General features: G+C 41.5%; 22 protein-coding genes and 1 pseudogene. 11 read left to right on the plus strand and 12 right to left on the minus strand.

Features of this window, described 5'->3' with window-relative positions; all coding sequences use genetic code 11:
* Positions 1-255: 255 nt before the first annotated feature.
* Together thrS and RMZ42_RS19425 are read right to left on the minus strand one after the other, a co-directional pair.
* Positions 256-2,091, minus strand: coding sequence for a threonine--tRNA ligase (gene thrS, locus RMZ42_RS19420; RefSeq protein WP_322673036.1), 1,836 nt, complete (start codon positions 2,089-2,091; stop codon positions 256-258).
* Positions 2,092-2,243: 152 nt separating this feature from the next.
* Positions 2,244-2,405: a hypothetical protein gene (locus RMZ42_RS19425; RefSeq protein ID WP_322672929.1), complete on the minus strand. Its 162-nt coding sequence runs from the start codon at positions 2,403-2,405 to the stop codon at positions 2,244-2,246.
* 217 nt (positions 2,406-2,622) lie between these two features.
* Between RMZ42_RS19425 and RMZ42_RS19430 the strand changes: the two genes are divergently transcribed.
* Both RMZ42_RS19430 and RMZ42_RS19435 read left to right on the plus strand, forming a co-directional pair.
* Positions 2,623-2,940 (plus strand): DUF2605 domain-containing protein, encoded by a 318-nt coding sequence (locus tag RMZ42_RS19430; RefSeq protein WP_322672930.1) that lies wholly within the window; start codon positions 2,623-2,625, stop codon positions 2,938-2,940.
* Positions 2,941-3,248: 308 nt separating this feature from the next.
* Entirely contained in the window at positions 3,249-3,578 is a 330-nt protein-coding gene (locus RMZ42_RS19435) for a DUF2973 domain-containing protein (protein WP_322672931.1), read from the plus strand.
* Between the two features lie 215 nt (positions 3,579-3,793).
* Here RMZ42_RS19435 and RMZ42_RS19440 read toward each other — a convergent pair whose 3' ends face one another.
* From RMZ42_RS19440 to RMZ42_RS19455, 4 genes are all read right to left on the minus strand, one after another.
* Entirely contained in the window at positions 3,794-4,039 is a 246-nt protein-coding gene (locus RMZ42_RS19440) for a hypothetical protein (RefSeq protein WP_322672932.1), read from the minus strand.
* Between the two features lie 46 nt (positions 4,040-4,085).
* The gene (locus RMZ42_RS19445) at positions 4,086-4,361 is read right to left on the minus strand and encodes a hypothetical protein (RefSeq protein WP_322672933.1); all 276 of its coding nucleotides are present in this window, start codon (positions 4,359-4,361) and stop codon (positions 4,086-4,088) included.
* Between the two features lie 230 nt (positions 4,362-4,591).
* On the minus strand, positions 4,592-6,115 hold the full coding sequence (locus tag RMZ42_RS19450) for a chlorophyll a/b binding light-harvesting protein (RefSeq protein WP_322672934.1): 1,524 nt from the start codon (positions 6,113-6,115) through the stop codon (positions 4,592-4,594).
* Positions 6,116-6,207: 92 nt separating this feature from the next.
* Positions 6,208-7,266 carry a chlorophyll a/b binding light-harvesting protein gene (locus RMZ42_RS19455; protein WP_322672935.1) on the minus strand — a complete coding sequence of 353 codons (1,059 nt, stop codon included), beginning with the start codon at positions 7,264-7,266 and terminating at the stop codon, positions 6,208-6,210.
* A 140-nt stretch (positions 7,267-7,406) separates the two neighbouring features.
* On the opposite strand from RMZ42_RS19455, the gene RMZ42_RS19460 reads away from it, so the two are divergent.
* The 3 genes from RMZ42_RS19460 (at position 7,407) to RMZ42_RS19470 (ending at position 8,598) form a co-directional block, all read left to right on the plus strand.
* A complete protein-coding gene (locus tag RMZ42_RS19460; RefSeq protein WP_322672936.1) occupies positions 7,407-7,595 on the plus strand; it encodes a hypothetical protein in 189 nt (62 codons plus the stop codon).
* A 111-nt stretch (positions 7,596-7,706) separates the two neighbouring features.
* Entirely contained in the window at positions 7,707-7,991 is a 285-nt protein-coding gene (locus tag RMZ42_RS19465) for a hypothetical protein (RefSeq protein WP_322672937.1), read from the plus strand.
* Positions 7,992-8,274: 283 nt separating this feature from the next.
* Positions 8,275-8,598 (plus strand): hypothetical protein, encoded by a 324-nt coding sequence (locus RMZ42_RS19470; protein WP_322672938.1) that lies wholly within the window; start codon positions 8,275-8,277, stop codon positions 8,596-8,598.
* Positions 8,599-8,715: 117 nt separating this feature from the next.
* Here RMZ42_RS19470 and RMZ42_RS19475 read toward each other — a convergent pair whose 3' ends face one another.
* Complete coding sequence (locus tag RMZ42_RS19475) at positions 8,716-11,007, minus strand: amylo-alpha-1,6-glucosidase (RefSeq protein ID WP_322672939.1); 2,292 nt, start codon at positions 11,005-11,007, stop codon at positions 8,716-8,718.
* A gap of 724 nt (positions 11,008-11,731) precedes the next feature.
* On the opposite strand from RMZ42_RS19475, the gene RMZ42_RS19480 reads away from it, so the two are divergent.
* The 3 genes from RMZ42_RS19480 (at position 11,732) to trpE (ending at position 15,993) form a co-directional block, all read left to right on the plus strand.
* On the plus strand, positions 11,732-13,741 hold the full coding sequence (locus RMZ42_RS19480) for a DICT sensory domain-containing protein (RefSeq protein ID WP_322672940.1): 2,010 nt from the start codon (positions 11,732-11,734) through the stop codon (positions 13,739-13,741).
* A 202-nt stretch (positions 13,742-13,943) separates the two neighbouring features.
* The gene (locus RMZ42_RS19485) at positions 13,944-14,369 is read left to right on the plus strand and encodes a photosystem I reaction center subunit II (protein ID WP_322672941.1); all 426 of its coding nucleotides are present in this window, start codon (positions 13,944-13,946) and stop codon (positions 14,367-14,369) included.
* Between the two features lie 94 nt (positions 14,370-14,463).
* Positions 14,464-15,993 (plus strand): anthranilate synthase component I, encoded by a 1,530-nt coding sequence (trpE, locus tag RMZ42_RS19490; RefSeq protein ID WP_322672942.1) that lies wholly within the window; start codon positions 14,464-14,466, stop codon positions 15,991-15,993.
* A 597-nt stretch (positions 15,994-16,590) separates the two neighbouring features.
* Here the strand turns inward: trpE and RMZ42_RS19495 are convergent.
* The 3 genes and pseudogenes from RMZ42_RS19495 to RMZ42_RS19505 form a co-directional block, all read right to left on the minus strand.
* Positions 16,591-16,821, minus strand: a pseudogene (locus RMZ42_RS19495) (hypothetical protein).
* A gap of 69 nt (positions 16,822-16,890) precedes the next feature.
* Positions 16,891-17,103: a chlorophyll a/b-binding protein gene (locus RMZ42_RS19500; RefSeq protein WP_322673037.1), complete on the minus strand. Its 213-nt coding sequence runs from the start codon at positions 17,101-17,103 to the stop codon at positions 16,891-16,893.
* Positions 17,104-17,705: 602 nt separating this feature from the next.
* The gene (locus RMZ42_RS19505) at positions 17,706-17,867 is read right to left on the minus strand and encodes a hypothetical protein (RefSeq protein WP_322672943.1); all 162 of its coding nucleotides are present in this window, start codon (positions 17,865-17,867) and stop codon (positions 17,706-17,708) included.
* A gap of 82 nt (positions 17,868-17,949) precedes the next feature.
* Between RMZ42_RS19505 and RMZ42_RS19510 the strand changes: the two genes are divergently transcribed.
* The 3 genes from RMZ42_RS19510 (at position 17,950) to RMZ42_RS19520 (ending at position 20,294) form a co-directional block, all read left to right on the plus strand.
* On the plus strand, positions 17,950-18,912 hold the full coding sequence (locus RMZ42_RS19510; RefSeq protein ID WP_322672944.1) for an orange carotenoid protein N-terminal domain-containing protein: 963 nt from the start codon (positions 17,950-17,952) through the stop codon (positions 18,910-18,912).
* Between the two features lie 320 nt (positions 18,913-19,232).
* On the plus strand, positions 19,233-19,925 hold the full coding sequence (locus RMZ42_RS19515) for a hypothetical protein (protein ID WP_322672945.1): 693 nt from the start codon (positions 19,233-19,235) through the stop codon (positions 19,923-19,925).
* A 126-nt stretch (positions 19,926-20,051) separates the two neighbouring features.
* Positions 20,052-20,294 carry a hypothetical protein gene (locus RMZ42_RS19520; RefSeq protein ID WP_322672946.1) on the plus strand — a complete coding sequence of 81 codons (243 nt, stop codon included), beginning with the start codon at positions 20,052-20,054 and terminating at the stop codon, positions 20,292-20,294.
* 43 nt (positions 20,295-20,337) lie between these two features.
* On the opposite strand, the gene RMZ42_RS19525 is transcribed toward RMZ42_RS19520, so the two are convergent.
* Positions 20,338-20,793: a nuclear transport factor 2 family protein gene (locus tag RMZ42_RS19525; RefSeq protein ID WP_322672947.1), complete on the minus strand. Its 456-nt coding sequence runs from the start codon at positions 20,791-20,793 to the stop codon at positions 20,338-20,340.
* A 137-nt stretch (positions 20,794-20,930) separates the two neighbouring features.
* Entirely contained in the window at positions 20,931-23,072 is a 2,142-nt protein-coding gene (locus tag RMZ42_RS19530) for a Piwi domain-containing protein (protein WP_322672948.1), read from the minus strand.
* Between the last annotated feature and the right edge of the window lie 38 nt (positions 23,073-23,110).

Below are 23,110 nucleotides of genomic sequence, written 5' to 3' on the forward strand. Positions count from 1 at the left end.
GTATGGACATTGCACAGTAGATGACCTCAATTCATCCCTCTATTATGCAACGCCTAAAATTAAAATGAGTATTTGAACTGGATGAATCCACCTTTGATCTTTGTTAACGAGTCTTTGAACTCCATTAATGAGCCTTTAATAATTAAATACGTTACGATCGCACCTTCCCAAAACCTACCAGCTAGACAAAACGCACACCAATATATGATTAGTGTGCGCTTGCGGTTAGATTTTAGAAATTATCAAGGTTAGATTTTAGAAATTCTCGAACTTAGCGATCGCATCTTTCATCTTATCTACCACCTCATCTACAGCTATAACTCCCAATTCCCCAGAGGCGCGGGTACGGATACTTAAGGTGTTAGTTTCCACTTCCTTAGCTCCCACCACAGCCATCACGGGTATTTTTTCTTTCTCTGCATTGCGAATTTGTTTACCCAAGCGATCGCCACTGGTATCAACTTCTGCACGGATGCCCAATGCACGCATCTTCGCTACCACATCTTTCGCAAAGTCTAGCTGTGTATCACCCACTGGCAGTAATCTAGCTTGCACTGGCGCTAACCACAAAGGAAAATCACCTGCATATTCTTCAATTAAGATCCCAATTAACCGTTCCAGCGAACCAAAAGGCGCACGGTGAATCATCACTGGACGTTTGCGAATCCCATCTTCAGCGACGTATTCCAACTCAAAGCGTTCAGGCAAATTGTAATCTACTTGTACAGTTCCTAATTGCCACTCGCGATCTAGGGCATCACTAAAGATAAAGTCAAGTTTTGGCCCATAGAATGCCGCTTCTCCAATCCCTTCAAAGTGTTCCATTCCCAAGGTTTCAACTGCACGGCGAATTGCACCTTCGGCTTTGTCCCAAACTTCATCATTACCGATGTACTTATCGCTAGCAGGATCGCGGAAACTGAGTCTAGCTTTAAAGTTCTTCAGTTGCAGCTTATTGAACACCGACAAAATCAAATCCACTACACTAAGGAATTCGCTATCTAGCTGTTCTGGAGTGACAAACAGGTGAGAATCATCCACAGTAAAACCGCGCACCCGTGTTAAACCGCCCAATTCCCCTGATTGTTCGTAGCGGTAAACAGTACCAAATTCCGCCAGTCGCATCGGTAGTTCCCGATAAGAGCGCAACTCACTCTTATATATTTGGATATGGAAGGGGCAATTCATCGGCTTCATCACGAAGCCCTGTTCCTGTGCAGCAGCTTCCTGATCGTCTGCCATCAAGGGGAACATATCTTCTTTATACTTCTGCCAATGTCCAGAAGTTTTAAATAAATCTACTCTGGCAATGTGGGGTGTTACTACAGATAAGTAACCCCGTTTTACCTGTTCTTGCTTGAGGAAATCTTCTAAAGTACTCCGTAACAGAGTGCCTTTGGGTGTCCACAAAGGTAAACCCGGCCCTACTAGATCGGAAAATATAAATAATCCCAGTTCCTTACCCAGTTTCCGGTGATCTCGCCGTAGCGCTTCTTCTTTGCGTCGCTTATATTCAGCGAGTTGTTCTGGACTTTCCCAAGCGGTGGCATAGATGCGTTGTAATTGGGCTTTAGTTTCATCCCCACGCCAATAAGCGCCAGCAACGCTTTCTAGTTCAATTGCTTTCGGGTTTAATTCACTAGTATTTTCCAGATGAGGCCCCGCACACAAATCCCACCATTCATTCCCCAGGTGGTAAATTGTGATTGGCTCCTCTTTGATATCTCCCAGGATTTCTAGCTTGTAAGGTTCATTAATTCCTTGAATCCGGCGTTCGGCTTCTTCGCGGCTGACTTCTTCCCGAATTACTGGCAATTTGCGATTGATAATCTTCGCCATCTCTTTCTTGATGGCTTTGAGATCGTTTTCGCTAAATGGTTCTGGACTGTCGAAGTCGTAGTAAAAACCGTTTTCTATCCAAGGGCCGATTGTAACTTGCGCCTTGGGAAACAGCTTTTGTACCGCCATTGCCATAACATGGGAAGCAGTGTGGCGAATCTTTTTTAAGTTCTCCGATTCGCTGGTACGCGGTAAATAGATTTTTTCAACTTGTTCTAACTGTTGTGACTGATTTGATGAATTTGGCGACATTGGCTGCTGAACCGTTGGCGAGGTGATTACAAAAGGTGATTTATCTGAATCTGTAGGCTTATTCAACTATAACGACTTTGGTTAATTAGTCATTTGTCATTTGTCCGTTGTCATTTGTCCGTTACGAATAACTAATGACTAATGACTAATGATTAATGACTAATAGCTAATGACTTTGCGTAGCGGTTTGATTCTGAGTCCTGAATTTTGACTTCTGAATTCTTCTTCAATCCAAAAATAAAGATAAATTTTTGATTTGTTACCTGAGTTTCAAATTCAGGATTGCCTGCGTAGGCGTAGCCCGTCGTAGACATCGCTAAATTATCTTATGAATTGCAACTCGCTGTCATATATGCCTATAGATGCCTGTCCAAAGGCACTGTACAAACCAGAGATCGAGACTATATAATAAATTTTGTGCCCTTTGTTACAAAATTTTACATTAAGTAATTATGAGAGAAATCTAAAAAGTATTAAGAAACGTAAATAACGTTAATATTAGTAAGCAAGTTTGAAATATCCCTCTTATTTATGTCAGACTCAAATTTACCAGGGCCTGAGTTGTTTAAAACGGTTTTAGATCCGCTGCTGGAAGATTTTCAGCATTGGTTTACGCGATCGCGCCATTTACTCGAAACTGAGGAACTCTCATTTATGAGTCACCAAGAGCAATCTGACTTGCTCTTGCGGGTTAAGCAAGCGCAGGATGAACTAAATACGGCGAAAATGCTATTTAATGCAACTGATAAACAAGTCGGAATTGATATGGCAACGTTAATGCCTTGGCATGAATTAGTAACAGAATGCTGGAATGTCGCAATGCGCTTTCGTCAAGGACGTGAAGTCTAAGCGCGCTAAATTTCGGCAGACAACTTAGCGATGTCTTTTAAATTACTAAGGAAGCGTCTAGGCAAGATGGTAAATCAGTCGTTAAAAAGATAGTAGAAAACTCTTAACAATTTCTTAACATTATCTGGATTAGCAAAATAATGTATCCTATGCTACCGTAAGTGGAATAACGGTTGACAAATAGCTCCATATAAATGTAAGCGCCTGAAAAGTGCGTAGAATATTCGTCTTAACTGCGAGTACAGTATCGGCGAAACAAAGCGTTACAAAATAAAGTTTTAAAAATTGCTGTTCTGGAGGAAAATCCAATGTTACATCTGCTTTACATTCTTGCTTTTACAATCCTTGCATTTATAGCTGTTGGCAACTTAATCCGCAACCTGATTATGTTCAGTTTCGATCGGGAGCGAACTTACCCAACGAATTCCTCGCCAATGAATAACCAACGTAACTCTGGTTATTATTCATCAAAAAAACAGTTTGTACCCCATCCAGAGTTGTTAGATAGCGCGGGGAATTTAATTAAAGAGCCACTTTTGATAATGCGTTCAATTAACGTTGAAGATGCGCGTCAACATCTCGATGCACTTTACGAAGCATCCCCAGGACATAAAAGAGATAATTCAGAAGAAGCATAATCTAGAGACGCGATTAATCGCGTCTGTTAGCAATTTGGGTGTAAATGGTTGTTGTTTTTACATCCTTAATTTTTTTCTGAGTAAAAATTTATTTCCATATCAATCCAGTCAATGTAACTTTTTTACATTTTGTTAAAAATACTCAATTGGTGGACAACTCCACTCATCTTGCAAAGACTGCGATCGCAGGCGTATACAATTTTCATTCTATTTAGCTAGCGAATTTCCAATTCTTTTTTAGCACTTTTCAACTGTCTCCAGAGGATGTGAATTTGTTTGTAAGCCTCTTGTGGTGAAAGTTTACCACTAGTTTGGAGGCTGCAAATGTAGTTTACCCGTTGAGAAAAATTTTGAAGATTAGCGTTAAATACTAGATACTCTGGTTTAAATTGCCCATAATATGGACTACGAGGATATAAAAAATCGCATAGTTCCGATAGCAAATCAGATTGTCTGTTCATAAGTATTTAGAGTATTACGGATTAGAAATTATCTAATTAGAAAATTTTAATAAAGCTTTTGCCGACCCTTTTGACAAGCATTACAAAAAGAAGTTTGAGGTTCAAAGTCAAGACAGCCAAACGCTTCCTCAGAACAAGCTTTAGTTGGATGTACAGTACACTTAAGGCGATAGTCGTTAGTGAAATATTCACAAGCATGACAAGGAATTTGATGTAGCTTTTTTAAATGATTTATCCCTTGTTTTAAAGTAAAGCAGATACTCAAAATAAAGAAAATCAAAGTGGCCCAAGCAAATGAAGCGCAAAAAATTGTAGCCAGCATAAGTCATCCTCCTAAAGATTAGAAAAAAGTGCCCGCAGTCAACTGCTTTTAACCGCAGGCATGAAATATTATTTAGCTAGTGTTGAGTGAAACTAAATTAACTGAGTCTAGTAGGTAGACATAAATCAAAAGGAATGAGGCGAGTGTGAGCAATTTAAGTCTTGCTCTAATTTATTGTAAAGACGTAGAATGCTACGTCTTTACATGATGAGTACTAAATCACTAGATGATTAAATCGAGTTGATTGCGATCGCACCGAATAAAGCAATACTAGTCAATAGCAGATAAGCGAAGATTGCTCCACCAATTCCACCAATCAAAAAGCCCTCGGTAAATTGACTCCATTCGGCGACAGTATTGATGCTCTGTGGTACTTTGGCAACAGTTGCAACCGAAACCGATCGTGAATAGATTTCTTGCTGTCTTTCGTAGCTAGTAGTGCCATAAAGCGAAAAACCAATTGTCAGGATGATAATCAAACTGCCTGTGGCTAATAAACCAACCAAGCTGCCGACATTAGAATTGCGTAATAAACCCAATGAACCTAATGTTGCAAAGGGGCCAACTAGCCAGTAACCATGAGCCATGCCAATTTCTAATCCCCGCCACAAAGGAGATATACCGGGGCGGTAAATTGGTAAGTATTTGAGAAACTTCAGCGTCAAATCAGAAGAATTGACTGCGCTTACCTGATTACTCGTTTGGCGCTCTACACGTGGAGGCTGAACCATATCACCATTTTTAAAATCAAACCCGGCTGCGATCGCACGAGCGCGGAGAGCGTGCCAAATGTGACCTAACAGAAACATGAGCGCTAGGACAAAATGGAAAGTTACCAACCAACCACGAGCAGAAACTATACCAGTAGAAGTTTCTATAGCTTTAACTGGGCCATAAAAAACTTCCGGATAGACAGTGTTATTGACTGATGCAAAATATGCTGCTAAAAAGCCCATGTATGCTACAGCACCAATGCTGTAAGATAAATACGCTTCCCCTGAGTAAATCAAAACTCGGCGTGCCCAAGCAAATGGCTTAGTCAAGATGTGGAAAATACCACCACCAATTAACATCAAACCAACCCAGATGTGACCGCCAACAACATCTTCCAAGTTATCAACAGCAGCCAATCCCTCTGGCCCCCAAACCCCAAATAGGTAGCCAAAGATGCGCAATGGGTTAAGTGTCGGATGATTGATTACCCTGACATCTCCACCGCCAGCAGCCCAAGGGTCAAACAGTCCACCCCAAAACACCGCCTTAGCAACTAAAGCCAAAGCACCTAAACCTAAAAGCGTGAGGTGAATGCCCAAGATGGTTGTCATCTTGTCCTTATCTTTCCAGTCATAGCCAAAAAATCCAGCCCAAGTAGGATTATCTTGTAACACTTCTGGACCCAGCAGGGAGTGATAAATACCACCAGCTGCCAGAATCACTGAAGGTATCAGATGTAAGACACTGATTACAAAGTAGGGATAGGTGCTAATAACTTGCCCACCAGTAGCGACACCCAAACCGAGAGTTGCTAGATGAGGTAGCAAAATTAAGCCTTGCTCATACATTGGCTCATTAGGGTTGAAGCGCGACAATTCAAACAGCGTCATCCCTCCAGCCCATAACAAAATCAATGCAGAATGGGCAATATGAGCGCCTAGTAATTTTCCCGATAAATTAGTGAGACGAAAGTTACCAGCCCACCAACCAACATCAGGTATCTGTTGCTTATATGGGCTATCTTCAATTACTGCTGTCATTTCCAAAAATCCTTGAGAATATTTAGCAATATTGTTGAGCTTATGCTTCCAGACAATTGCAAATTTATTGCATTAAATGCATTTAATTGAATTTAGCTAATTGGTTGCGGAATCACCGCCTCCTGACTCACCCTACCTTTGCGAAAATCGAACCCACGCGCCCGCAAGGCGTGCCAGATATGACCTTGGAGAAAGAAGAAAGCTAACCAAAAATGGGCATTAGCTAACCAAGTCCGGGCAGTTACAAGGTCAGGGTTAGGTGATGAAAAGTACGGCACGATATTCTGTCTAACTACAAGCGCCGGCCCATAAAAAACTTCAGGATAAACAGTGGTGTTTACCGATACAAAGAGAGTTGCAATAAAACCCATCAGTGCTAAAGCGCCCAGACTGTATGAGAGATAAGCTTCTCCAGACCAAACAAATAGTGGATGCGTCCAACTAAAGGGCTTAGTAGCTATGTGGAAAAGTCCACCAATAATCAACATTGCACCAACCCAAAGATGTCCACCAACCACGTCTTCTAGGTTGTCAACGCCAGCAATCCAAAATTTACTAATTGCGCCAAACAGATAACCAAAAATGACGGCTGGGTTTAATGTCGGATTTGTAATTACCCGCACATTTTCAACATTTGGGTCGTACAAACCCCCAAAGTACATTGCTTTGGCGACTAACAAGAATGCACCACAACCCAGTAAAACCAGATGTATACCAAGGATTGTGGTCATTTTACCCGTGTCTGACCAGTCGTAGCCAAAGAAAGGAACTTTACCCTCCAATTTTTCCGGGCCACGCAGGGAATGAAAGATTCCTCCAAAACCCAAAAAAGCTGAGGAAATTAGATGTAAAGCTCCAATTACAAAGTAGGGATAAGTATCGACGACTGCACCATTTGCACTAACACTCCAACCTTGAGTAGCTAGATGAGGTAGCAAAATTAAGCCTTGCGAATACATTGGTTCTGCTGGATTAAAGTGGGCTAGCTCAAATAAAGTCATAGCTCCTGCCCAGAAAACGATCAGACCAGAATGAGCGACGTGAGCGCCTAGTAGTTTCCCCGATAAGCTGGTGAGTCTGGCGTTACCAGCCCACCAAGGCGAGTCAGTAAGGTCTTGCTCCACCGACAGCGGACTTGTAGAAGTTGTCATTTTACCCTCTAACTTATTGATTAATTTTCTCAATAGTTGTCAAAAAATAGTCTACAATAAAATTCAAATTAATGAAAGTAAATCTCATTAATGAGATTGTAAACTTTTACAAAAAAGCGTATTGACAACGTAAATACATCTTGCCTAAACTATGTAGGGATAGATGTGTTTTCGTGCTTAATGGCATCACCTTTATTTGGAACGAGGAGAAAGCTTGGATTAATCGCAGCAATGATGACGGCATAACATTTCAACAAGCCGTAGAAGCTTTCTTCGATCCGTTTCTGGTGGCGGTTGATGCAAGCCGCAATGGGAGCGGGATGCTGTGATTGGCTTGGACAAACGATAGAATCTTCTCTACGTCGTCTACATTGAGCGTGAAAACGACATGATTCGGATTATCTCGGCTCGGAAAGCGACGCGTAAGGAAGGTGAATACTATGAAAGCTGAAGTCTTAAAAAAGCGACTTGATAAAAATCGTCCAATGACGACAGTCACAATTCGCATTCCCGAAGATGTGATTGAGGATTTGAAACGAGTAGCACCATTGTTAGGGTTTTCTGGTTATCAGCCATTAGTTCGCGCTTACATCGGACAAGGACTTCGAGCCGATCTTGAGCGACTTGAAGGAAATACTGTTTCGACATTGATTGCCAGCTTGAAACGGCATGGTGTCAGTGATGAGATAATTCGTGAAGCACTCAGCGAAGCGACTGGGGGGTAGTTTTAAATTCTCTGTTCGCAGTTAGACAAGACAAGGTTCTGGCACACATCAAGATTCAGGTCTGAATTATAACTGTATAACATCTCATTTGAGCAGATATACGAAATACACTGGTAAATATAAGATATGGGAATAGAGGGAAACTTCAAACAAATATCCACATCTATTTTAGCGAAACAAGATTTGTATGTGTTGGACTTGTATCTTCATGCAAAAGAAGCCCTAGAAACCAAAGCAGTTCAACATCTACCTACCTACTTAAAAAAAAGGAATAAATAATAACTTGAACGCTCTTATTGCTGAAGAGCAATGGAAAATTGGAAGACTAGATATTGATTCATATTGGCACGCAATTCACTACTTGCTAACTGAAGACATATCTCCGTGGGAAGAATGTCAGATACCTTATTACTTAGTAAAGCAATTAGCAACTGAAGGTGTAATTTCAAAATCTGAGTATCAGTTACTAATGAATGCACTCCCATTACGTAATTCTATTGCTCATGGCTTCAAAACTACACAAATTACGCAAAATTCTGTATCTGAATTGATCGAGCTTACAGAACAACTCTTGAGAACTGTACATACTGACGATGAAGCAGGCTAACACTGCGTTGGTTGGAGTGGATGGCACTGCGCGATGTCTACGACGGGCTATGCGCTACGCACCAAGTATATCAGCCTAAAATAGGGAGTGGTGAATTTCCTACTCCCTACTCTCTTCCTATGCTTCAATAACTACTCGAAGATTACCCCGTTTTTTAGCAACGCGACAAGCAGTCGTAGTCCCAGAACGCTCGAATTCCAAATCGAGGATGGTGGGGCCTACTTGTAAATTATGAAATGACAAGCGATTAATCGATTCTGGTAAAGCGGGGTCGATGATTCGCAAGCAGTTATTTTGAGCATCAGGCACTAAGTTGACCATCATTTGCAGTAGTTGGAAAATACTACCCGTAGCCCAAGCTTGGGGAGTGCAAGCAACCGGATACTGCACAGGAGCATTATCACCGTTCCGTTCGTAGCCGCAGAAAAGTTCTGGAGGACGTTGATAGGGTTGCTGCTGAGTCATGTCAAATAAACCTTGGAATATTTCTAAAGCTTGATCGATAAGACCGAGCGATCGCAATCCCATTGCAATCAGAGCGTTATCATGGGGCCAAACCGAACCAATGTGATAACCCATCGGATTATAAGCGGGTGACAAACTACTTAGAGTCCGAATGCCCCAACCATTAAACATATCTGGTGCCCGCAACCGTTCTGCAACACTATGAGCTTTTTCGTCTGTGAAAAGTCCCAAATGCAGACAATGACCGGGATTTGAGGTAATACTGTCTACTGGCTTACCTTCTCCATCCAAAGCCAGGGCGCAGAAATCTTGGTCTTCTACCCAAAAATCTTGATTAAACCGAACCTTAAGATTTCTGGCCTCCTCTTGCCAACGATCTGCCAAATCAAGCCGCTTTTTCATCCTAGCTATTTCTGCTAGGCGGATTTTTGCAGCATAAACGTAAGCTTGTACCTCACACAGAGCAATTGGGCCGTTGGCTAATTCTCCCTTGCGGTCTACAATACAGTCGCCAGAATCTTTCCAACCTTGGTTAACAAGACCGCGTTTGGATCTACGGAAGTAGCTGAGGTAAGTGGTTTCTTTGGTATTGCGATCGATCCACTCCATTGCCGCTAGAGCATTGGGCCAAAGTTGCTCTAAGAGTTCTCGATCGTGAGTCCAAGCATAATGTTCGGCATAGAGCAGCAGCCACAAGGGAGTGGCATCAACTGTACCGTAGTAAGGTGTATGGGGAATTTCTTCACAACGAGCCATTTCTCCCAAACGTAACTCGTGCAAAATCTTACCCGGTTCTTCTTCGCGCCATTCGTCGTCAATTTTACCTTGGTATGTTGCCAGTAATATCAGAGTTTCCTTGGCGATTTGCGAGTTTAACATCAGGCTTTGAGAAGCTGTAATCAACGAATCTCGCCCAAATAATGTCGAAAACCAAGGTACTCCAGCGGAAACAGTCTTATGCTTACCAAAAGACTGGCGCAACAAATACATATCTTGTTCAGCCCGCTCAATCACTCGATTGAAGGTACTCTTATCTGAGCTAATGCGAGTAATTTGTTGTACCCAGTGCTGCTCCTCCATCCACTCAGCAGCTTTCGCCTGTCCTAAAGTGGTGGCGGCGCTCACGGTTGAACTGGACTGGTTGTTTCTCAACATATTCACTCGGTAGCCCAGCTTTTGAGTTTCGTGAGAAGCCAACTCTAGCTGCCAAACCGCAGTGTAACCCTTGAAATTGTCTGGTTGCCGATGCTGGAATAAAATTCGGGATTCCATCACCGAGCCATCCAGGCCTTGATAGGCGAGTGTTAAGGATTCTTCTCTATAGGCAGATGGCTCTTTAGGTACAGGTGCAACACCATCGACGCGATCGGATGTTCCTTCCTCAGTCGTCGGTTCTACTAGGCGTAAAAGCCGACCTCGTTTTTCTCTGTCATAGCCACGGACTTCAAATAAATCAACAAAATCCGCATCAAAACTGATACTTAGTTCAAAATTGACAGTGGTTGTGCTGTAGTTAGATACTTCTATTTCTTCAAATAGTGCCCCATTCAGCACGATTTCCCGGCGAATTCCGATAGTCTCGGCTTTTAGGCGTTCGTCGATTCTGGGATTGGTACACAAAACTGAGAGTGCAAAACCTTTTTCGGCAGTACTACTGAGGAGTACAGGCGATCGCCCTTCAATTTGCAACTCCAAGCGATTGAGAAATCTCGTATCACAACAAAACAGTCCCAGACTGAGATTACCATCGTTGAGGGAACAGCCAGAAATATTACCGATAGTATCTGTCACAAAAAATAAATCATCATCTTTAACCGTTAGTGTCGGTTGCGATCTTTCAGCCACAACACAAGGCCACTCCGGAATCGGTAATTGTTCGGCAGGAATAAAAGTTTTTCCATCCAGAAAAATTTTTTCTGGGGTGATTAGCGTATCCGGTGTCATTAGACAAAGTTCCGTGTACAGGTCTATATTTTTGTGGTCTTTTGAGTATAAGTCTCTTCCCCAAGAGGCAGAAGGAAAGAATAAATACCTTTTGCTTTGAGACAGAGCAACTAAATTTATTTAGGTCGATAAAAGAAAGATTTGTGTCTCGACACATAGTTTAAACAAAAAACAGCGTATTGTAGAGAGACACAAGATTTTAAATAATCTTTGATATTTGATTAGACTAATTTATGATAATTAATTGATTAAGTTTAATCAACATTAGTGATTAAGTTATGTAAATATCGCAGTCATGATTTTTGGCTAAGAAAACTTATTTAGCAAGCAGAAATCAACGTCGGCGAAGTAGGCAATGTCTACGACAGGCGATTTTGCCAACGCATGGACTAGAAATCGAGCGTCCGTGGTTATTAGCGAACACAGTAGTTAAAACCATACAATAATTAATGTTTTAGTACTTATTCCTGAAAAAATTTACCTGTACAAGCAAAAGCATCAGTTGCCCTGAATGTATATTGGGCGTAATAGGTTGTCAATCAGCAAATCAAGTGTACCCACGCCCCTTATTTGGTAACAAAGTGTTGCGACTAGCTTTGGCGAAAAGCGCTTTTTAGCGTTCTTTACATATTGCAACTATCTATTTAACTTGAGAGTCCCTTGGAATTTGTACAATGCAGCTGTGACGTGGATCTGATCGAGGTTGAGCGTTTAACAATAATTCATGAGCATTTCGACTTCTGTGCTGAGTGATCTGCTAAAGTCCCTACCCAACTTGCGGCCCCAGCTATATTTTAAGGCTTCACTAACGGCGCTCTCCCACGCGATGGAAGATCAAGTTTTGGCTGCGACTTTAGCGAAACCCCTTGTAATTGCTAGTTTCCAGCGAGAGCGATTCTACCGCCAAGAAGCTCATCGCTACCTGCGACTTGCCTTGCGGAGTAACCAAATATACGTATTAGCTGCTCCAGAAACGGATTTCGCCAACAGTTCGGAACACTACGAAAAGATAGCTTTTGAGGCAACGGATGGCTTAAGTCAGGAGTGGCATTTGGTAGTGATTGCTGACAATTATGCTACTTGTCTGGTTTGCCGAGAAAACCTTGGTTCTCTTGCCAAAAATAACCAACTACCGGAACTAAGCCCTAATTTGGATATAGACACAGCCCGAAGATTTGAGGGAATTTGGACATCAGAAAGGGGAGTTAGCCTGAAAGCCGCTGAATTGTTGTTAGATCGGGTTTTGGTTTACAGACCAGAACTGACAAGTAAAATTCAACAGGCACGTCAGAGGTTTGGCATTGGCGAACCGCGAAACTACTTTGGAGCCGAACAGGTAAACGAGTATGCCTGTGACATTGATACAGATCCCTTTGTGCAGCGCTTAGTAACTTATTTGCAAGCTAGTCAGTACAAATTGCACAAAGCTTACCGTTCTATTGCTGCTCAAGCACGAAAAGAGCGATTAGTCAACTCGATTAGTACTGCGATTCGGCGATCGCTCGATCCTCATGAAGTTCTCCAGGTGGCGGCACAAGAATTAGGGCAACACCTAGAAGCTTGTCGCTGTTTAATTTACCGCGCTCAAGCTACAGATAGCCAAGCGATAATTGAACACGAGTTTTTGAATCCCGGTATTTTATCTGTTTGTGGGCAAACCTGGGAGTTAGAGAAAAATTCTCTATTTCGGGACATCGTAGAACTTGGCGAAGGTGTTTGTGTCAGCGATACGCTCAGTGACCCCCGCGTTACCAAATCGCCAGGGCTTTCCACGATCGCCAAAAAGTTTGCCATTCGTTCTTGGCTGATGGAACCAGTTTTCTATCAGGGGCGATTATTGGGGATTGTAGAGTTACATTACTGCCGGATGCCACCCCACGAGTGCCAACCTGGAGAATTGGATTTGGTAGAAGCGATCGCTACCCAAGTAGGAGCAGCTCTCATCCAAGCGGAAGCTTACGCTAACCTAGAAGAACTTAACCAGCAGCTAGAAGCCCTAGACCGCACCCGCAGCAACCTCATAGCCATCACCGGACACGAACTGCGTACTCCCCTATCTACAATTCAAGTGTGCCTGGAAAGTCTTGCTAGCGAACCGGATATGCCCTTGGAGTTGCAGCAGGTCATGCTCAACACCGCTCTTTCCGACTCGGAACGGATGCGAAAACTGGTACAAGATTTCCTCACACTTTCCAACTTGGAAAGCGGCCGGGTGGAATGGCATCCAGAATCCCTCAGCTTACAAGAATGTGTCGATTTAGCACTCAGCCGAAATCGCACTCGTTCCTCAACGGAAAAGCTGCCCCAAATCAAGACTCAAATTGCCGAAAACCTACCTTTAGTAAGAGCTGACGGTGATTGGCTAGTCGAGGTGCTGGCAAAACTTATGGACAATGCTTTGAAATTTACGCCACCCCAAGGAGAAATCACGATTAAAGCGATTTACAACAGCCGCCAAATGGTCGAAGTGACTGTAGCTGACACTGGACGCGGCATTGAACCAAATCGTTTAGAAGTAGTTTTTGACCGCTTTTATCAAGAAGAAGGAGCGCTGCGCCGCACCACTGGCGGGACTGGACTTGGTTTAGCAATTTGCCGTCAAATTGTTAATGGCTGGGGTGGGAAAATTTGGGCAGAGTCAGCTGGCAAAGACCAGGGCAGTCAGTTTCACTTCACCATCCCAATTGTTCGGAGTAGCCAAGAGGAAAAGCGAACAAAAGTCAAGAGTAAATAGATATTTAGTCCTTTGTCATTAGTCATTAGTCATTGGGCATCGGGCATGGGGCATGGGGCATTGGTTTTTAACAAATGACAAAGGACAAATGACAAATGACAAAGAACAAATGACTAAAAACTGTTACAGTCTATGACGCGATCGCAACATGATCCTGGTTGCGATGTTAGGATTCCCTAAAAACGTTGAGAGAACAGACTTTATGGCCGAAACACTCTCTGGACAAACCCCGCTATTTGCAGGCAGCACTGGTGGCTTGCTTACAAAAGCAGCAGTTGAAGAAAAGTACGCTATCACTTGGACTAGCCCGAAAGAGCAAGTTTTTGAATTGCCTACAGGTGGTGCTGCTGTTATGCGGAAAGGTGAAAACCTGCTGTATATAGCTCGTAAAGAATATGGCATCTTTTTGGGCGGTCAGCAACTTCGTAAACTCAAAATCACAGATTACAAAGTTTACCGGGTTTTACCCAACGGAGAAACCACTTTACTTCACCCAGCTGATGGTAACTTCCCAGAAAAGGTAACTGAAGGTCGTGACAAAGTGCGTTATGTAGACCGTCGTATCGGACAAAACCCCAGCCCCTCTAAAGTTAAGTTTAGCGGTGTTACTACCTACGACGCTCCGTAACTAACTGTTAGTCGCTAATGGGTAATTAGTAATGGGTAATTGGTAAATAAAAACCCATTACCCATTACCAATTACCAATTACTTTTGAAAAATAATGATTTTTCCGGATTTCTCCCAGTTTTCTACCCTAGCGCAACAAGGCAACTTCGTCCCGGTATATCAAGAATGGGTAGCGGACTTAGATACGCCCGTATCTGCTTGGTATAAAGTCTGTGCGGGTCAACCTTATAGCTTTTTGTTGGAATCCATCGAAGGTGGGGAAAAACTGGGACGCTATAGTTTAGTGGGCTGCGATCCGGTGTGGGTTTTGGAAGCAAGGGGCGATCGCACGACTCAGAAAAACCGCGATGGTTCGCAGGTGGTTTTTGCTGGCGACCCTTTTACAGCTTTAGCCGAATGTTTAGCACCTTATCACCCAGTAAAATTACCACAGTTACCGCCGGGAATTGGCGGTTTATTTGGGTTTTGGGGCTATGAATTGATTCAGTGGATTGAGCCGCGTGTACCCATTTATCCACCAGATGAGCGGAATATCCCTGATGGGTTGTGGATGCAGGTAGACCACTTGTTGATTTTTGACCAGGTGAAGCGGAAAATTTGGGCGATCGCTTATGCTGATTTACGCGACCCGAATGTAGATTTGAAAGCAGCATATCAACAAGCGGGCGATCGCGTCACCCAAATGCTCGAAAAGCTATCTTTGCCCCTATCGCCAGAAAAAACTCGATTGGAATGGAATCCGCCTGCGAGCAGAGGAGCAGAGGAGCAGGGGAGCAGAGAAGCAGAGGAGTATCAGAGTAATTTTACCCGCCCTGATTTTTGTGCCAGCGTTGAGAAGGCGAAAGATTACATTAAAGCAGGTGATATTTTTCAAGTAGTAATTTCCCAGCGACTATCAACAACATACACAGGCGATCCTTTTGCCCTTTATCGGTCGCTACGTCAGATAAATCCTTCGCCTTACATGGCTTACTTTAACTTCCAAGATTGGCAAATCATCGGTTCCAGTCCAGAAGTGATGGTGAAAGCCGAAAGCGATTCTGATGGTGGAGTAATCGCGACGGTACGCCCAATTGCTGGGACGCGTCCGCGAGGTAAAACTACTCAGGAAGATGCAGCCTTGGCTGAAGATTTACTCCAAGACCCCAAGGAAATTGCCGAACACGTGATGCTTGTCGATTTAGGGCGGAATGATTTGGGGCGTGTATGCCAAAGTGGTAGCGTCAAAGTCGATGAATTAATGATGGTTGAACGCTACTCCCATGTAATGCACATTGTTAGCAATGTTGTGGGTAAATTAGCAGTTGGTAAAACAGCATGGGATTTACTGAAAGCTTCCTTCCCAGCAGGTACGGTAAGCGGCGCACCCAAGATTAGGGCGATGGAAATTATCCATGAGTTAGAGTCTAGTCGTCGGGGTGTTTATTCCGGTGTGTATGGGTATTACGATTTTGAAGGACAATTAAATACTGCGATCGCAATTCGCACAATGGTAGTACATGATAATACCGTGAGCGTACAAGCCGGTGCAGGTTTGGTAGCTGATTCTGAGCCAGAAAAAGAATACGAAGAGACGCTCAATAAAGCTAGAGGTCTATTAGAAGCTATTCGTTGTTTGCGTTGAAATGAGGACGAAGAAGGGAATAGAATACGGGTTAGAGGGTACAGATTATTACCTGTCACCTGTAAACTCTCCTTTAACCCCAATCCTTTTTACTACTTCTATGGTTTCTCTTGCATACAATTAATTGCACACTGGTTTTTGTTGCTTAATTGTAAAACCGGGCTTGATATAAGTACAGTAACAGTTCGATCTGCGGTATGAGCATCCAGACCAGACTTTAAAAGTTGATGTACCAATACTCTTCTATTTTGAATTACATAGGTTTTACTTTGAACAGCAAGATGTTTGGAAACAATTTGTGCTACTTCTAAGCCCACGTATCCACAATACCGCGACAAATTAGGAAGCTTTATAAATCCAATCAACATCAAACTTTTTCCAAAGCTAAATAGAATTTTTAAACTTATTGAAAATTTCAAATAAGTCCTGGTAAGCTAAACCACATCTAGTTTGCATAATCTGAAATTGTACATTTCTTGTGGGGTGGGCGTCTTGCCCGCCCAATATATGCAACTTTTATGTGGAACAGCTTATCCAAATCCAAGACCTCTGTTGAAGTTACTACACACTAGAAATGAACAAACTTACTCATCCTAATTAGTTGAAGTAAATCGCCCAAAGAATTCCAGTTACTTTAATGGCAATTAAAAGGTTAGTGAAAAATCTGTCGAACTCAATTTATTCTCCCAATCCTTTGTCATCTTGACCAGCAGTAAAAAATAATTACCAGACTTGATTGACATTGATAGTCTCAAAGTTGTTGAAATCATGTCTAAAAACAACGGGTTCAATTAAATCCTTTTTGGGATAATCAAAATCAGTTTTCATAAGTAAGTTTGACTCTAAATTGCTTTATTCGTCAAGTAAAGAAAATTAAGAAATCTCAAAGTGTCTTCTTTAAAGGCTGGTTAGCCATCCAAGCAAACCGTGTCCGGTGATAACTTCTACAGCTATAAGTGAAACAAAAGCAATCATTGCCAAACGCCCATTAACTTTTTCAGCATATTTGGTGAATCCTATCCGTGGAATTTCATCAACATAAACTTTAAGTTCAATCGCAAATCTGTTGAATTTACTGCGTTCGTTAATGGTAAAGCCTTTACTTGCCATTTTTGACTCTTTGTTTTTGCTTTCTGTAAAGGAATATTCAATATTGTAAATATTTTTTGCAAATACTTGACATATAAATAAAAGTAGTGATCGCCGTACTAAGTGAGTAGGGTATTTCGGATATGTACGAGAACTAGGCAATAGACCTCTTGCAAAAGTCCCTAACACCCCTCCCCGCTCTTCGGGAGACAAAGCGTAGCTTTCTCGTTCCCAGTCTCCGACTGGGAACGAGGAAAGTCTTATTAAGGCTAGGTTTTTAAGACTTGTGTATACACCGTAGGCTCTTCGGGAGGGGATGACAAAGCGTAGCTTTGGCGGGGTGGGGTTCTTTCTTATTTTTGATTTATGCAAGAGGTCTAATGTCTACGACAGGTGGTTCCTGAGTGCAGCCGTACTCCTTCAAAGAAGGGTTACACCTACGCTCTTGGAGGGGAATTCATACAAAAGTACCAATTGCATGAAATTAAACATCAGGAAAACTTATTTTTTAGATAAACAGAAATTATCAATATATAACTGAGAAAGTATTGCTTATTTGTAACGAAGTTGTTATGTTTCTTTACATAAAGATACACAAACAGCATCAATGCGTTAAACCACGGTTAATCAAGGCTTTTTAAATAACCATGCAGTCGAGCCTGCAATGTGCTTTGCCAAGTATCTAAACTCAACGGCAACAGCATCACTATGCCTTTATTAGAGCTATCTATGTCTACAACAGGCTTTCTAGTGATGTCAAAACTATTGAGTGCCTTTATTAACACTTAAACGCATTTCTCATCGGTTTTTGCACATTTGATTTTTCACATTCGGTAGAACTGTAATTTTCTTTTTGGAATTTCTGCTATGTCTTTTACCATCCAGTCGGCTCAAAGTATTTTTCCCGGCACCCTAGTTGCTGACGTTGTTCCAACCGTCGTCGAATCATTCTCTAAGCTCAATGCTGAAGATCAACTAGCATTACTTTGGTTTGCTTATACCGAGATGGGTAGAAGTATCACAGTTGCGGCTCCTGGAGCAGCAAACATGATCCTTGCACAAGGCTTACTCGAACAAATTAAGCAGATGCCTTTTGAGGCTCAAACGCAAGTCATGTACGATTTGGCTAACCGTGCTGATACTCCTCTGTGCCGTTCTTATGCATCCTTCACGGTGAATATCAAGTTGGGCTTTTGGTATCAGTTAGGAGAATGGATGGCTCAGGGAATCGTTGCTCCCATCCCACCAGGTTACAAGCTTTCTTCTAAAGCTGCCGATGTGTTACAAGCCATCCGCAATGCAGATTCAGGTCAACAAATTACCATCTTACGTAATACCGTAATTAGCATGGGATTCGATCCGAATGCTCCTGGTAGTTACAAAAAAGTCTTAGAGCCGGTAGCTCCTCCCACTGCACCAGCATTTCGGACTAAAGTCACCATTGAGGGCATCAACAATCCTACGGTACTTGGCTATATCAACAACATGAATGCCAATGACTTTGATGCTGCGGTTTCTCTGTTTACTTCCGAAGGTGCTTTGCAACCTCCCTTTGAAAGACCAATTGTTGGTCAAGACGCAATTCGTGCTTATATGCGTGAAGAATGTCAGGGATTGAAGATGCTCCCAGAGCGCGGTTTATCTGAGCCTGTGGAAGATGGCTATACCCAAGTTAAAGTTACAGGCAAAGTCCAAACCCCTTGGTTCGGTGCCAGCGTGGGTATGAATATTGCATGGCGCTTTTTGCTAGATCCCCAAGGCAAAATCTTCTTTGTAGCGATTGACTTGTTGGCTTCTCCAAAAGAACTGCTGAATCTAGTACGTAAATAGAGGGCTAGATTAGTTACTGCTTAAGCGTGGATAAGGCGTAGCCCGTCGTAGACATCGCCACGCTTAAGCAAAAGAAAGTTATAGCGCTTTATTTGGTATTTTGATGTTGCGATCGCTATTGAAAACAACCGATTTTATCAAGAAAGGCAGGAGGCAGAGGGCAGTTCTTGCTTGAGCAAAACTGCCCAGTTGTTGAGCGTAGTCGAAACACTGTTTCCTACCGTGACCAAAGGGAACTCTTTACTTGTTTATATTTAAATAACAATATATCTTTGGATAGAGTAATAATTTATTCATCTACCAAGGGTAATAGATTATCAATGACTTTTTTCAATTCCTCTGAGCCGCTCCTGCGTGAAAAACAGCAAGAGCTAGATTTTCAAGATATTCAAGGTCTAGTCTGTCTCAACTACCAAATTGGAAATTTCACTCTCTTTTCAAAGTTTTATACTCGCGTCGATCAAGCATTTATTCTCTGGGGACTAATTTCATCTGGAATTTTCGTAACCGCCCAGTTTCTACCCATTAGCTGGAGTAGCCAAGCAATTTTGTGGTCAGTGCTTACCTTATTCGGTGCAGTTGGCATGGTAAGTTTAACTTGGTTTTGGGCAACTGTAGAACAGTTACGCTGGGTTGTTTATAGCTGGGCGATTTTAATCTTAATGGGTTTAATCTTGACCGATCTGAGCATTTTTTTAGGATGGGGAGAGGTGTTGATCCGTTTGTGTCCACTGTGGTTAGGATTAAGTGCGATCGGTTACTTTTGCACCGGGGTAGGAATGCGTTCGCGCACATTTATTTTGATGGGATTTATTCATTTGCTGGGAATCTTAGTTTTACCGTACTGCGGTGTTATGCAGTTTCTCTCAACGGGGCTAATTATGACCGTTAGTTTACTGTTACTAGCAGAATTACAATGGGATATGCAATCTTCAAGTGATTACAGCCAATTAACACCACAACAAAAGCAGTTTAACCAAGCACAGTCCCAACGGCGTCAAATGACTAACTAAAGTTATAAAGAATTAAAATCTTACTTTAGACAAGTTTATATAAACAATATAGCTATATCTCTTGACTAGGTGGTGTTTATACTTGAGAGAGAGAGGTTTTCACCCAACTGTTAGCTATTCTAGTTTATGAAAACAAACAACACTGTATGGGTGTTATGCCGCTGTGGCCCAGTATCAAACATCGAAGGAGAGCGATCGCAGATGTTTGAACAGTGTAAATTAAATACGTTGACGGTGTGGAGTTTTTGTCGCTTCCTCCACCTTGTTATCACCAAGGGAAGGTTAAATTCTTTATCAGAGCGGTCTGAGGTGATAAACGTCTTGTGTTTTTTAGATTACAACTTAATTTTGACACTCCTATCTTCTTAGTTCATTTTGAGCTAAGGAGATTTGACTATCACGACTAGTGTAACTATTTGTTAGTTGGCGTTTGTGTGTCAAAATATTCACGCCAACGACTAATTTGACTATCCTTAAAATCTACAACAATTACGTCATCAGCTTTATTACGACGACCTGTCGCCTTTTCTGTATCTTCGTAGTACCACTCTACTGCTGCCTGATTTGCTCCAATGATAATCCGGTGGATGTATATTTTAACATCTGAATACTGTTCTTTAAAATTGGCAAGTCCTTCTCGAATTCTTTCTTGCCCCCGCCAGCATTGACCAGGCACGATTAGTTCTCCATCAATCGTAAACAATTGTGCAATAGCGTCAACATCTTGAGCAACCCATGCATCTTTAGCTTTTTCTATTAATATCTGGATATCTTGTTGGTTCATAGACTGACTGGCAACTAAAGGTGTGCTAAAAGTTAAGCTAACAAATATAGTTCCTAACACTAGCCATTGAGATAACCAAAGCATCTAGATTTTTCTACCTTCTAAAGTATCAAGCTTATAGAGCATTAGTAACATTTAAGCAGGAGTTGTTTGCATTGCGATCGCACCTGCGCAAAGTCGGTTTTGATGAATGCAGAATGTCTGTAGCGTTGATTTTAATTCTACAACCAAAACTGGCGATCGCCTTCCACTATACCTGGAGCAATTCCTTGTAACCGTCGATAAGCTATTTTGTCAGAACCGTATAATGGGACGGGTAAGCGAGGTTCTTTCAACGCCCCGTGATGTAGCAATGTCAGTTTAAGTGTAGCTTCTATTAAACTTTCAATTGATACTTGCTGTTCATGTTCAGGATCGGGAATAACCTTTAAACGCAGAGGATAAGGTAAACCCATTTTCTCAGATTTTACTTCAGTAGTGATTAAAATTACTTCATACGACGATAAGCGAAGAGCTAACCCTTTAGTTGGTGCTGTCACTACAGACTGCTGAAATTTATATAGTCGTGGAATCTGAGATTTTACACACTCTACCAAAATAAACTTTGAACCAATAACTTTTGCTCTTTCTCTTAAATTCTTTATTTCATCACCACAAAAACGTCCATCACGGTAAATTAGTACAGTTTTTTGTCTTAATTCAGCAGATGGTAGAAATCTTTCTAGTGTTCGTTTATCAATTGTTTCACCCTCGGTTAAAGCATCTTCCAGTCGGTAACGAATAAACTCCCCTCGCTTGTCATAGAGACGCACACTCGCACAGACATTTCTACTTCCGATTCCCTTATTTTTAGAAATTCGGGAAACATCAAAGCCAATGAAATAATCAGCAATTTCTAGAGGTTCAGCTAAAATAAAGGGTAAGTTTCCTAATTTTGCGAGAATTCCTGGAATTACCTGATGAAGGATATTACCATAATTACTAGTATTTTTTAATGTCTCTTCATAAATTACTTGACTAGCAATTTCTCGCCGAAGTAAACGTGAAGAAATAAAAGAATAAAAGCTACCATCATCACTATTATCAGCATGGCGATCGCTCTGAGGTAAAAATGTCAAAACAATATCAGTAGGAATCGCCATTAATTCATTAATAGCTTCTTTAAATTTTTCTCTATCTTCAGGAACTGCCATTAGTTTATCAACAGCTTCTTCAACTTTTTCTCTATCTTCAGGCACACTTGAACTACTTACTGATACACCAACGCGATGAACAATTATGCTTTCAAACCCATAGTATTTTAGACGTTTCTGAACTTCCCTGATAAAAGGATCTACTTTCAAATCACAAAGCTTCAAAGCTGTGATACGAATCGGTGTTAATTTATTTTCATATTGAGATTGACGACGATAAACGCCTCCTTGTGATAGTCCTTTGAGGACATCTCCTCTCCTACTTATAAAATTTTGACCAGATTTATCCTTTCCAAATAGAAGTTGAGTATCTTCAAGCTTAAATTCTAGTGGCAAGAATAATTCAGAACAATTGCCGCCTTTTCTACTGTTAATACAGTTTTCGGATAACACAAACCCATAAAGACTTAGAGCTAGTGCAGCTTCTTTTTTGTATGAAGCCAAACTATTTTGTCGTTCTTGATAAGGAATCTTAGCTTCTTTGAGTAAATCTCCATAGTTTACATCAAATCGTTTGGCAGTTTCTTCTGTAATACAAGGAATAAGAGCAGCCATTGCATAAGGATAGCGTTTTTTCTTCTTACCAAATTGAACAATTACAACAGGTTGATCTCTTGGTGCTTCACGAATAGCGATTTCACTGGTTGATGCAGGCTTATAGTTGAGTAATTCTTCTTCACGCTCACCAATAGTTCCTTCTATATCTACAATAGTAGCTGAACTATTCTTTTCAATATCTCGAACATTTAAACCAATTAATAAATCTTTTGAATTTTGTCTATAAGGATGATTCTCGTAAAATTCAGACAATTTTCCTTTAAAGGCGAAAGAACTACGAACAGTTATAGCAATAGCTGGGTGTGAAATATTTTGAATTTCAATTGGTTCTGCCCAAAATTTGGCTTCTCGTCTAACTTCAACCTTATTAAATGGAATACTAAAATATGAAAATGGTCGTCTAATTTTTAATATTCTTATAGCTAGTTCAGAAAGAATATCAGCAGATATTTGTGGTTGGCTTACCCATTGAATTGAATAATAGCGATCGCCAATATCTTTTTTCAATTCTTCTTGAATTCCTGTTAAAGCTTTTCGCCATTCATCTAAACTTGGCATTGCTTGATCGGGTTTAGCTAAAACCCAGAAATTACCATCTGCAAAGATGGTCATAATATCAGGAAATTTCTGACTAAACCGCCAACTTAAGC

The organism is Nostoc sp. DedQUE05 (genome assembly GCF_034530955.1).
Lineage (GTDB): Bacteria > Cyanobacteriota > Cyanobacteriia > Cyanobacteriales > Nostocaceae > Nostoc.